The organism is Pseudomonas costantinii (genome assembly GCF_001870435.1).
GTDB lineage: Bacteria > Pseudomonadota > Gammaproteobacteria > Pseudomonadales > Pseudomonadaceae > Aquipseudomonas > Aquipseudomonas costantinii.
In genome coordinates, this window is the sequence record NZ_MDDR01000057.1 from 175,571 (window position 1) to 187,938 (window position 12,368).

Here is a 12,368-nt window from a genome sequence, read left to right on the forward strand (position 1 = left end):
TATAGAACGAAAACCTGGCTTCATTCTTTACGTTGACCCAAAGCGATAAAAAAACCATGACTACAGGCAGTGCTCTGTACATCCCGCCTTATAAGGCAGACGACCAGGATGTGGTCGTCGAACTCAATAACCGTTTTGGCCCTGACGCCTTCACCGCCCAGGCCACACGCACCGGCATGCCGGTGCTGTGGGTGGCGCGCGCCAAGCTCGTCGAAGTCCTGACCTTCCTGCGTAACCTGCCCAAGCCGTACGTCATGCTGTATGACCTGCATGGCGTGGACGAGCGTCTGCGCACCAAGCGTCAAGGCCTGCCGAGCGGCGCCGACTTCACCGTGTTCTATCACCTGATGTCGCTGGAACGTAACAGCGACGTGATGATCAAGGTTGCCCTGTCCGAGAGCGACCTGAGCATTCCGACCGTGACCGGTATCTGGCCAAATGCCAACTGGTACGAGCGTGAAGTGTGGGACATGTTCGGCATCGACTTCCCGGGCCACCCACACCTGTCGCGCATCATGATGCCGCCGACCTGGGAAGGTCACCCGCTGCGCAAGGACTTCCCTGCCCGCGCCACCGAATTCGATCCGTTCAGCCTCAACTTGGCCAAGCAACAGCTTGAGGAAGAGGCCGCGCGCTTCCGCCCGGAAGACTGGGGCATGAAACGCTCCGGCACCAACGAGGACTACATGTTCCTCAACCTGGGCCCGAACCACCCTTCGGCTCACGGTGCCTTCCGTATCATCCTGCAACTGGACGGCGAAGAAATCGTCGACTGCGTGCCGGACGTCGGCTACCACCACCGTGGTGCCGAGAAGATGGCCGAGCGTCAGTCCTGGCACAGTTTCATCCCGTACACCGACCGTATCGACTACCTCGGCGGCGTGATGAACAACCTGCCGTACGTGCTCTCGGTCGAAAAGCTGGCCGGCATCAAGGTTCCGGACCGCGTCGACACCATCCGCATCATGATGGCCGAGTTCTTCCGGATCACCAGCCACTTGCTGTTCCTGGGTACCTATATCCAGGACGTCGGCGCCATGACTCCGGTGTTCTTCACCTTCACCGACCGTCAGCGCGCCTACAAGGTTATCGAGGCCATCACCGGTTTCCGCCTGCACCCGGCCTGGTACCGCATTGGCGGTGTGGCCCACGACCTGCCGAACGGCTGGGACCGCCTGGTCAAGGAGTTCATCGACTGGATGCCCAAGCGTCTGGACGAGTACCAGAAAGCTGCACTCGACAACAGCATCCTCAAAGGCCGGACCATCGGCGTCGCCGCGTACAACACCAAAGAAGCCCTGGAATGGGGCGTCACCGGTGCTGGCCTGCGTTCGACCGGTTGCGACTTCGACCTGCGTAAAGCGCGCCCGTACTCCGGCTACGAGAACTTCGAATTCGAAGTGCCGCTGGCGGCCAACGGCGATGCCTACGACCGTTGCATCGTGCGCGTCGAAGAAATGCGCCAAAGCCTGAAGATCATCGAGCAGTGCATGCGCAACATGCCGGCCGGTCCGTACAAGGCGGATCACCCGCTGACCACGCCGCCGCCGAAAGAGCGCACGCTGCAACACATCGAAACCCTGATCACGCACTTCCTGCAAGTTTCGTGGGGCCCGGTGATGCCGGCCAACGAATCCTTCCAGATGATTGAAGCGACCAAGGGTATCAACAGTTATTACCTGACGAGCGATGGCGGCACCATGAGCTACCGCACCCGGATTCGTACGCCAAGCTTCCCGCACCTGCAGCAGATCCCTTCGGTGATCAAAGGTGAAATGGTCGCGGACTTGATTGCGTACCTGGGTAGTATCGATTTCGTTATGGCCGACGTGGACCGCTAAGCATGAATAGCACGCTTATCCAGACAGACCGTTTCACCTTGAGTGAAACCGAGCGCTCGGCCATCGAGCACGAGCTGCATCACTACGAAGACCCGCGCGCGGCGTCGATCGAAGCCTTGAAGATCGTCCAGAAGGAACGTGGCTGGGTGCCGGACGGCGCCCTCTACGCCATCGGCGAACTGCTCGGCATCCCTGCCAGCGACGTTGAAGGCGTGGCCACGTTCTACAGCCAGATCTTCCGCCAACCGGTCGGCCGCCACATCATTCGCGTATGCGACAGCATGGTCTGCTACATCGGCGGCCACGAATCGGTGGTTGACGCGATCCAGACCAAACTGGGCATCGGCCTCGGCCAAACCACTGCGGACGGCCGCTTCACGCTGCTGCCAGTGTGCTGCCTGGGCAACTGCGACAAGGCGCCGGCGTTGATGATCGACGACGACACATTCGGTGACGTGCAGCCTGCTGGCGTGACCCAATTGCTCGAGGGCTACCCATGACCCTGACTTCTTTCGGCCCGGCCAACCTGATCAAGCGTTCGGCCGAGACTCACCCGCTGACCTGGCGTCTGCGTGACGACGGCGAGGCCGTATGGCTCGACGAGTACCAGGCCAAGAACGGTTACGCCGCTGCGCGCAAAGCCTTCGCCGACATGGCCCAGGACGACATCGTCCAGACCGTGAAAGACGCAGGCCTTAAAGGCCGCGGCGGTGCAGGTTTTCCCACGGGCGTGAAGTGGGGCCTGATGCCCAAAGACGAATCCATCAACATCCGCTACCTGCTATGCAACGCGGATGAAATGGAGCCGAACACCTGGAAAGACCGCATGCTGATGGAGCAACTGCCCCATCTGCTGATCGAAGGCATGCTGATCAGCGCCCGCGCGCTGAAAACCTACCGTGGCTACATCTTCCTGCGTGGCGAATACACCACCGCCGCCAAGCACCTCAACCGTGCAGTGGAAGAAGCCAAGGCGGCAGGGCTGCTGGGCAAAAACATCCTCGGTTCGGGCTTTGACTTCGAACTGTTCGTGCACACCGGCGCCGGGCGTTACATCTGCGGTGAAGAAACCGCACTGATCAACTCCCTCGAAGGTCGCCGCGCCAACCCGCGTTCCAAGCCGCCCTTCCCTGCCGCCGTTGGCGTGTGGGGCAAGCCGACCTGCGTGAACAACGTTGAAACCCTGTGCAACGTGCCGGCGATCATCGCCGACGGCGTGGACTGGTATAAGTCGTTGGCCCGCGAAGGCAGCGAAGACATGGGCACCAAGCTCATGGGCTTCTCCGGCAAGGTCAAGAACCCTGGCCTGTGGGAACTGCCATTCGGCGTGACCGCACGCGAGCTGTTTGAGGACTACGCCGGCGGCATGCGCGACGGCTACACCTTGAAAGCCTGGCAGCCAGGCGGCGCCGGTACCGGTTTCCTGTTGCCTGAGCACCTGGACGCACAAATGTATGCCGGCGGCATTGGCAAGGTGGGCACCCGTATGGGTACCGGCCTGGCGATGGCGGTCGACAACACCGTGAACATGGTCTCGTTGCTGCGCAATATGGAACAGTTCTTCGCTCGCGAATCCTGTGGTTTCTGCACCCCTTGCCGTGATGGGTTGCCATGGAGCGTCAAGCTCTTGATGGCCATCGAGAAAGGCGAAGGTCAGCCCGGCGATATCGAGACCCTGCTGGGTCTGGTCGGTTTCCTCGGCCCAGGCAAAACCTTCTGTGCTCACGCACCGGGCGCCGTGGAGCCATTGGGCAGCGCAATCAAATACTTCCGTTCGGAGTTCGAAGCCGGCATCGCGCCCACCAGCGCCGCCGTCCCGCCTCTGGCAAGGCCGATCGTAGTCGGCGCGTAACGCTTTAAAAGGCGAAGGGTCCACACCCGTAGCTTTCTCATGGGCTGACGCCGTAAAGGCTGTGTAGATGCACATGAATAACAAGATTCCATTAGCCACGCCCGCTGACAACGGGCCAACGAAGAACTTTGAACCATGGCCACTATCCACGTAGACGGCAAAGCGCTCGAAGTCGATGGGGCAGACAACCTGTTACAGGCATGTCTCTCACTAGGCCTCGACATCCCGTATTTCTGCTGGCACCCCGCGCTTGGTAGCGTCGGTGCTTGCCGCCAGTGTGCGGTCAAGCAGTACACCGACGAGAACGACACCCGTGGTCGTATCGTCATGTCCTGCATGACCCCAGCCACCGACAACACCTGGATCTCCATCGAAGATGAAGAATCCAAGGCGTTCCGCGCCAGTGTCGTTGAATGGCTGATGACCAACCACCCCCACGACTGCCCAGTCTGTGAGGAAGGCGGTCACTGTCACCTGCAAGACATGACGGTGATGACCGGCCACAACGAGCGCCGTTATCGCTTCACCAAGCGTACCCACCAGAACCAGCAACTGGGCCCGTTCATTTCCCACGAGATGAACCGCTGCATCGCTTGCTACCGCTGCGTACGCTTCTATAAAGACTACGCCGGCGGCACCGACCTGGGCGTTTTCGGCGCCCACGACAACGTGTACTTCGGTCGCGTTGAAGACGGCGTGCTGGAAAGCGAGTTCTCCGGCAACCTCACCGAGGTCTGCCCGACCGGTGTGTTCACCGACAAGACTCACTCCGAGCGCTACAACCGTAAGTGGGACATGCAGTTCTCGCCGAGCATCTGCCATGGCTGCTCCAGCGGTTGCAACATTTCCCCGGGTGAGCGCTACGGCGAACTGCGTCGCATCGAAAACCGCTTCAACGGTTCGGTCAACCAGTACTTCCTGTGCGACCGCGGCCGTTTCGGCTATGGCTACGTCAACCGCGAAGACCGCCCTCGCCAGCCGCTGCTGGCCGGTGGTGCAAAACTGAGCCTGGACGATGCGCTGGATAAAGCCGCCGACCTGCTGCGCGGTCGCAACATCGTCGGTATCGGTTCGCCACGCGCCAGCCTCGAAAGCAACTACGCGTTGCGCGAACTGGTCGGCGCCGAGCACTTCTACTCCGGTATCGAAGCCGCTGAGCTGGAGCGCATCCGCCTGGTCCTGCAAGTGCTGAACGACAGCCCGCTGCCGGTTCCGAACATGCGCGACATCGAAGACCACGATGCTATCTTCGTCCTCGGTGAAGACCTGACCCAAACCGCTGCCCGCATCGCCCTGTCGCTGCGCCAGTCGGTCAAAGGCAAGGCCGAAGACATGGCCGACGCCATGCGCGTACAGCCTTGGCTCGACGCCGCGGTGAAAAACATCGGCCAGCACGCGCTGAACCCGCTGTTTATCGCAAGCCTGGCTGAAACCAAGCTCGACGACATCGCCGAAGAATGCGTCCACGCAGCCCCAGACGACCTGGCCCGCATCGGTTTCGCCGTGGCTCACGCCCTGGACGCCAGCGCACCTGCCGTCGAAGGCCTGGACAGCGAAGCCCTGGCACTGGCCCAGCGCATCGCCGACGCCCTGCTGGCTGCCAAGCGCCCATTGATCATTGCCGGCACCTCGTTGGGTTCCAAGGCGCTGATCGAAGCCGCTGCCAACATCGCCAAAGCCTTGAAACTGCGTGAGAAGAACGGTTCCATCAGCCTGGTCGTGCCGGAAGCCAACAGCCTTGGCCTGGCCATGCTCGGTGGCGAGTCCCTGGACGCTGCCCTGCAAGCCGTGATCGACGGCAATGCCGACGCCATCGTGGTACTGGAAAACGACCTGTACACCCGCACTGATTCGGCCAAGGTCGACGCAGCGCTGGACGCCGCCAAAGTGCTGATCGTTGCCGATCACCAGAAGACCGCCACCAGCGACCGTGCCGACCTGGTATTGCCAGCCGCCACCTTCGCCGAAGGCGACGGTACTCTGGTCAGCCAGGAAGGCCGCGCCCAACGCTTCTTCCAGGTGTTCGATCCGAAGTACATGGACGCCAGCATCCTGGTTCACGAAGGCTGGCGCTGGCTGCATGCCCTGCGCGCGACCCTGCTGAATCAACCGATCGACTGGACCCAACTCGACCACGTGACTGCTGCCGTCGCCACAAGCGCGCCGCAGCTTGCGCGGATTGTCGATGCAGCACCGTCCGCCGCGTTCCGCATCAAGGGCATGAAACTCGCCCGCGAGCCGCTGCGCTACTCCGGTCGTACCGCCATGCGGGCTGACATCAGCGTGCATGAGCCACGTACTCCGCAAGACAACGACACCGCGTTCGCCTTCTCCATGGAAGGTTACTCGGGTTCGGTCGAGCCACGTCAGCAGGTGCCATTTGCCTGGTCGCCGGGCTGGAACTCGCCGCAAGCCTGGAACAAGTTCCAGGACGAAGTCGGTGGTCATATCCGCGCTGGCGACCCGGGCACCCGCCTGATCGAAAGCACCGGTGATTCGCTGAACTGGTTCGCCGCCGTACCGCGTCCGTTCAACCCGGCCCAGGGTACCTGGCAGGTTGTGCCGTTCTTCCACCTGTTCGGCAGCGAAGAGACTTCTTCCAAAGCCGCACCGGTTCAAGAGCGCATTCCAGCCGCTTACGTGTCCGTGGCCAAGTCGGAAGCTGATCGCCTGGGCGTCAACGAAGGTGCCTTGCTGAGCCTGAACGTGGCCGGCCAGACCCTGCGTCTGCCGCTGCGCATCAACGATGAGTTGGGTGCAGGCCTGGTCGCACTGCCTAAGGGCATCGCCGGTATTCCAGCGGCGATCTTTGGCAAAACCGTTGACGGTCTGCAGGAGGCAGCGCAATGACCTGGTTCACCCCTGAAGTGATCGACGTGATCATCTCGGTCGTCAAGGCCATCGTGATCCTGTTGGCCGTGGTCGTTGCGGGCGCCCTGCTCAGCTTCGTCGAACGTCGCCTGTTGGGCTGGTGGCAGGACCGTTACGGTCCGAACCGCGTTGGCCCATTCGGTATGTTCCAGATCGCTGCCGACATGCTGAAAATGTTCTTCAAGGAAGACTGGACCCCACCGTTTGCCGACAAGGTGATCTTCACCCTGGCACCGGTCGTGGCCATGAGCGCCTTGCTGATTGCCTTTGCGGTCATCCCGATCACCCCGACCTGGGGCGTGGCGGACCTGAACATCGGCTTGCTGTTCTTCTTCGCCATGGCCGGTCTGTCGGTCTACGCGGTGCTGTTCGCCGGTTGGTCGAGTAACAACAAGTTCGCCCTGCTGGGCAGCTTGCGGGCTTCGGCCCAGACCGTGTCCTACGAAGTGTTCATGGGCCTCGCGCTGATGGGCATCGTGGTGCAGGTCGGCTCGTTCAACATGCGCGACATCGTCGAGTACCAGGCACAGAACCTGTGGTTCATCATTCCGCAGTTCTTCGGCTTCTGCACCTTCTTCATCGCTGGCGTCGCCGTGACTCACCGTCACCCGTTCGACCAGCCGGAAGCGGAACAGGAACTGGCCGACGGTTACCACATTGAATACGCCGGCATGAAATGGGGCATGTTCTTCGTTGGCGAATACATCGGCATCATCTTGATCTCGGCCCTGCTGGTCACGCTGTTCTTCGGCGGCTGGCACGGTCCGTTCGGCATCCTGCCGCAGTTGGCCTTCTTCTGGTTCTTCCTGAAGACCGCGTTCTTCATCATGTTGTTTATCCTGCTTCGCGCTTCCATTCCGCGTCCACGATACGACCAGGTGATGGATTTCAGCTGGCGCTTCTGCCTGCCACTGACCCTGATCAATTTGCTGGTGACTGCCGCCGTTGTGTTGTTGAACACGCCAGCAGCCGCGGTTCAGTGAGGATTTGACCCATGTTCAAATATATTGGCGACATCGTTAAGGGTACCGGTACCCAGTTGCGAAGCCTGGTGATGATTTTCGGCCATGGCTTTCGCAAACGCGACACCCTGCAATACCCGGAAGAAGCGGTGTACCTGCCGCCGCGCTATCGCGGCCGCATCGTGCTGACCCGCGACCCCGATGGCGAAGAGCGTTGCGTAGCCTGCAACCTGTGCGCCGTGGCGTGCCCGGTGGGTTGCATCTCCCTGCAGAAAGCTGAAACCGAAGACGGTCGCTGGTACCCGGACTTCTTCCGCATCAACTTCTCGCGCTGCATTTTCTGCGGCCTCTGCGAGGAAGCTTGCCCGACCACCGCAATCCAGCTGACACCGGATTTCGAGATGGCCGAGTTCAAACGTCAGGACCTGGTGTACGAGAAAGAAGATCTTTTGATCTCTGGTCCCGGTAAAAACCCTGATTACAACTTCTATCGTGTTGCAGGTATGGCCGTTGCCGGTAAGCCCAAAGGCGCCGCACAAAACGAAGCCGAGCCGATCAACGTGAAGAGCTTGCTGCCTTAAGGAAGAAAGATGGAATTCGCTTTCTATTTCGCGTCCGGTATTGCAGTGGTGTCCACGCTTCGCGTGATCACCAACACCAACCCCGTGCACGCCCTGCTCTACCTGATCATTTCGTTGATCGCCGTGGCCATGACCTTTTTCGCACTCGGCGCTCCGTTCGCCGGCGTGCTGGAAGTGATCGCCTACGCCGGCGCCATCATGGTGCTGTTCGTGTTTGTGGTGATGATGCTCAACCTGGGGCCGGCGTCGGTCGCCCAGGAACGCGTCTGGCTCAAACCCGGCATCTGGCTCGGCCCGGTTGTGCTGGCAGCCCTGCTGCTGGGTGAACTGCTGTATGTGCTGTTCGCTCACCAGAGCGGCCAGGCCATCGGCCACACCACCGTAGACGCCAAGGCCGTGGGCATCAGCCTGTTCGGTCCGTACCTGCTGGTGGTCGAACTGGCTTCGATGCTGCTGCTCGCTGCAGCCATCACCGCCTTCCACTTGGGCCGCAACGAAGCCAAGGAGCAATGACGATGCCTGCTATCCCTTTGGAGCATGGTCTGGCGGTCGCCGGCATCCTGTTCTGCCTTGGCCTGGTCGGCCTGATGGTCCGCCGCAACATTCTGTTCGTGTTGATGAGCCTGGAAATCATGATGAACGCTGCGGCACTGGCGTTCATTGTTGCGGGTGCACGTTGGGGCCAGCCGGATGGACAAGTCATGTTCATCCTGGTGATCAGCCTGGCAGCTGCCGAGGCCAGTATTGGCCTGGCGATCCTGCTGCAACTGTATCGTCGCTTCCACACGCTTGATATCGACGCTGCCAGTGAGATGCGCGGATGAACATGATCTTTCTGACTTTCGTATTTCCCCTGATCGGTTTCCTGCTGCTGTCGTTCTCCCGTGGACGCTGGTCGGAAAACTTGTCTGCCCTGGTGGGCGTGGGTTCCATTGGCCTGTCGGCCATCGTGGCCGCCTACGTCATCTGGCAATTCAACGTGGCACCTCCCGAAGGCGGCCACTACACCCTGGTGCTGTGGCAGTGGATGTCGGTGGACGGCTTCAAGCCCAACTTCGCCCTCTACGTCGACGGCCTGTCGATCACCATGCTCGGCGTGGTGGTGGGTGTCGGCTTCCTGATCCACCTGTTCGCGTCCTGGTACATGCGCGGTGAAGCCGGTTACTCGCGCTTCTTCGCCTACACCAACCTGTTTATCGCCAGCATGCTGTTCCTGGTACTCGGCGATAACCTGTTGTTCCTGTACTTCGGTTGGGAAGGCGTGGGCCTGTGCTCGTACCTGTTGATCGGTTTCTACTACAGCAACCGCAACAACGGTAACGCCGCCCTTAAAGCCTTCATCGTGACCCGGATCGGCGACGTGTTCATGGCCATCGGCCTGTTCATCCTGTTCCAACAAGTGGGCACGCTGAACATCCAGGAACTGCTGGTGCTGGCACCGCAGAAATTCCAGGTCGGTGACTTTTGGATCACGTTCGCTACCCTGATGCTGCTGGGCGGCGCTGTCGGTAAATCCGCACAACTGCCGCTGCAAACCTGGCTGGCGGATGCGATGGCCGGTCCTACCCCGGTGTCAGCACTGATCCACGCCGCAACCATGGTAACCGCCGGTGTCTACCTGATCGCCCGTACCCACGGCCTGTTCACCCTGGCGCCGGAAATCCTGCATCTTGTAGGACTGGTCGGTGGAGTGACACTCGTACTGGCCGGTTTTGCCGCGCTGGTGCAGACCGACATCAAGCGTATCCTCGCCTACTCGACCATGAGCCAGATCGGCTACATGTTCCTGGCCCTGGGCGTTGGCGCCTGGGACGCGGCGATCTTCCACCTGATGACCCACGCCTTCTTCAAGGCCCTGCTGTTCCTTGCTTCCGGTGCGGTGATCGTTGCCTGCCACCACGAGCAGAACATCTTCAAGATGGGCGGCCTGTGGAAGAAACTGCCGTTGGCCTACGCCAGCTTCATCGTCGGTGGTGCCGCCCTGGCAGCCCTGCCGCTGGTGACCGCAGGTTTCTATTCGAAAGACGAAATCCTCTGGGAAGCTTTTGCCAGCGGTAACCAGAACCTGCTTTACGCAGGCCTGGTGGGTGCGTTCATGACCTCGCTGTACACCTTCCGCCTGATCTTCATCACCTTCCACGGTGAAGCCAAGACCGAAGCGCACGCAGGCCATGGCATCTCGCACTGGCTGCCATTGTCGGTACTGATCATCCTGTCGACTTTCATCGGCGCCCTGATCACTCCGCCACTGGCCGGTGTACTGCCGGAAAGCGCTGGCCATGCCGGCGGTGCAGCCAAGCACAGCCTGGAACTCGTCTCGGGTGCTATCGCCATCGCCGGTATCCTGCTGGCAGCCTTGCTGTTCCTCGGCAAGCGTCGCTTCGTTACCGCTGTCGCCAACAGTGGCATTGGCCGCTTCCTGTCGGCCTGGTGGTTCGCCGCCTGGGGCTTCGACTGGATCTACGACAAACTGTTCGTCAAGCCTTACCTGGCCATCAGCCATGTACTGCGCAAAGACCCGCTCGACCAGACCATCGGTTTGATCCCGCGCACCGCCAAGGCCGGTCACACCGCCTTGAGCCGCAGCGAGACGGGCCAGTTGCGTTGGTACGCTGCTTCCATGGCTGCCGGTGCCGTTCTGGTGATCGGCGCCATCGTTGTGGTAGCAGTCTGATTATGAACATTGCCAACTTTGCGAACTTGCGAAAGGAAACGAGCCTGTCATGATTCTGCCCTGGCTAATCCTGATCCCCTTTATCGGCGGCCTGCTCTGCTGGATGGGTGAACGCTTCGGCGCCACCCTCCCCCGCTGGATTGCGTTGCTGACCATGTCCCTGGAACTCGCTCTCGGCCTCTGGCTGTGGGCCCATGGCGACTATTCATTCGCTCCGGCACCGGGTGCCGATCCAACCTTCGCGCTTGAATTCAAGCACGTGTGGATCCAGCGCTTCGGCATCAACGTGCACCTGGCCCTCGACGGCCTGTCGCTGTTGATGATCCTGCTGACCGGCCTGCTGGGTATCCTCTCGGTACTCTGCTCCTGGAAAGAAATTCAGCGTCACGTGGGCTTCTTCCACCTGAACCTGATGTGGATTTTGGGCGGCGTTGTCGGCGTGTTCCTCGCCCTCGACCTGTTCATGTTCTTCTTCTTCTGGGAAATGATGCTGGTGCCGATGTACTTCCTCATCGCGCTCTGGGGTCACAGTTCTTCGGACGGCAAGAAAACCCGGATCTACGCGGCGACCAAGTTCTTCATCTTCACCCAGGCTTCCGGCCTGATCATGTTGGTGGCGATCCTGGGTCTGGTACTGGTCAACTTCAACAACACCGGCGTGATTACGTTCAACTACGCCGACCTGTTGAAAACCAAGATGTCCCTGACCACCGAGTACATCCTGATGCTGGGCTTCTTCATCGCGTTCGCGGTGAAGCTGCCGGTGGTGCCGTTCCACTCCTGGCTGCCGGATGCGCACGCCCAGGCGCCGACCGCAGGTTCCGTGGACTTGGCGGGTATCCTGCTGAAGACTGCGGCCTACGGCCTGCTGCGTTTCGCCCTGCCGCTGTTCCCGAATGCCTCGGCCGAGTTCGCGCCGATCGCCATGACCCTGGGTCTGATCGGGATTTTCTACGGTGCGTTCCTGGCGTTCGCGCAGACCGACATCAAGCGTCTGATTGCCTTCTCGTCCGTTTCCCACATGGGCTTCGTACTGATCGGCATCTACTCCGGTAGCCAACTGGCGCTGCAAGGCGCTGTCATCCAGATGTTGGCCCACGGTGTTTCGGCCGCGGCTCTCTTTATCCTGAGTGGCCAGTTGTACGAGCGCCTGCACACCCGTGACATGCGTGAGATGGGCGGCGTGTGGTCACGCATCGCTTACTTGCCGGCGATCAGCCTGTTCTTCGCCGCCGCGTCCCTGGGCTTGCCGGGTACCGGTAACTTCATAGGCGAGTTCCTGATCCTGATGGGTTCGTTTGTGCACACGCCGTGGATCAGTGCCATTGCAACTTCCGGCCTGGTGTTTGGTTCGGTTTACTCGCTGATCATGATCCACCGCGCCTACTTCGGCCCGGCCAAGTCCGACACTGTCCTGCAAGGGATGGATGCTCGCGAACTGATCATGGTGCTCGGCCTTGCGGTACTGCTGATCTACATCGGCGTGTACCCGCAACCGTTCCTGGACACTTCTGCCGCGACGATGCATGGCGTGCAGCAGTGGTTCAGCACCGCCTTCACTCAACTCGCTTCGGCACGGTAAGAGCG

10 protein-coding genes are annotated in these 12,368 nt (G+C 60.7%); all 10 read left to right on the plus strand.

From position 1 onward, the window contains the following. Positions 1 to 56: 56 nt before the first annotated feature. The 10 genes from nuoC (at position 57) to nuoM (ending at position 12,363) form a co-directional block, all read left to right on the plus strand. On the plus strand, positions 57 to 1,841 hold the full coding sequence (nuoC, locus tag BFL40_RS28525; RefSeq protein WP_071487238.1) for an NADH-quinone oxidoreductase subunit C/D: 1,785 nt from the start codon (positions 57 to 59) through the stop codon (positions 1,839 to 1,841). 2 nt (positions 1,842 to 1,843) lie between these two features. Continuing rightward, positions 1,844 to 2,341, plus strand: coding sequence for an NADH-quinone oxidoreductase subunit NuoE (nuoE, locus tag BFL40_RS28530; protein ID WP_071487067.1), 498 nt, complete (start codon positions 1,844 to 1,846; stop codon positions 2,339 to 2,341). Beyond that, positions 2,338 to 3,693: an NADH-quinone oxidoreductase subunit NuoF gene (gene nuoF, locus BFL40_RS28535; RefSeq protein ID WP_071487068.1), complete on the plus strand. Its 1,356-nt coding sequence runs from the start codon at positions 2,338 to 2,340 to the stop codon at positions 3,691 to 3,693. Before nuoE ends, nuoF begins: the two co-directional genes overlap by 4 nt. 135 nt (positions 3,694 to 3,828) lie before the next feature. Continuing rightward, positions 3,829 to 6,543 carry an NADH-quinone oxidoreductase subunit NuoG gene (nuoG, locus tag BFL40_RS28540; RefSeq protein ID WP_071487069.1) on the plus strand — a complete coding sequence of 905 codons (2,715 nt, stop codon included), beginning with the start codon at positions 3,829 to 3,831 and terminating at the stop codon, positions 6,541 to 6,543. Continuing rightward, positions 6,540 to 7,547 (plus strand): NADH-quinone oxidoreductase subunit NuoH, encoded by a 1,008-nt coding sequence (nuoH, locus tag BFL40_RS28545; protein WP_012724954.1) that lies wholly within the window; start codon positions 6,540 to 6,542, stop codon positions 7,545 to 7,547. Before nuoG ends, nuoH begins: the two co-directional genes overlap by 4 nt. 11 nt (positions 7,548 to 7,558) lie before the next feature. Beyond that, a complete protein-coding gene (gene nuoI / locus BFL40_RS28550; RefSeq protein ID WP_027979511.1) occupies positions 7,559 to 8,107 on the plus strand; it encodes an NADH-quinone oxidoreductase subunit NuoI in 549 nt (182 codons plus the stop codon). 9 nt (positions 8,108 to 8,116) lie between these two features. Next, positions 8,117 to 8,620, plus strand: coding sequence for an NADH-quinone oxidoreductase subunit J (gene nuoJ / locus BFL40_RS28555; RefSeq protein WP_057721781.1), 504 nt, complete (start codon positions 8,117 to 8,119; stop codon positions 8,618 to 8,620). A 2-nt stretch (positions 8,621 to 8,622) separates the two neighbouring features. Next, a complete protein-coding gene (nuoK, locus tag BFL40_RS28560; protein WP_003174727.1) occupies positions 8,623 to 8,931 on the plus strand; it encodes an NADH-quinone oxidoreductase subunit NuoK in 309 nt (102 codons plus the stop codon). Next, the gene (nuoL, locus tag BFL40_RS28565; protein WP_071487070.1) at positions 8,928 to 10,781 is read left to right on the plus strand and encodes an NADH-quinone oxidoreductase subunit L; all 1,854 of its coding nucleotides are present in this window, start codon (positions 8,928 to 8,930) and stop codon (positions 10,779 to 10,781) included. Before nuoK ends, nuoL begins: the two co-directional genes overlap by 4 nt. Before the next feature lie 49 nt (positions 10,782 to 10,830). After that, positions 10,831 to 12,363 carry an NADH-quinone oxidoreductase subunit M gene (gene nuoM, locus BFL40_RS28570; RefSeq protein ID WP_071487071.1) on the plus strand — a complete coding sequence of 511 codons (1,533 nt, stop codon included), beginning with the start codon at positions 10,831 to 10,833 and terminating at the stop codon, positions 12,361 to 12,363. The last annotated feature ends 5 nt before the right edge of the window (positions 12,364 to 12,368 follow it).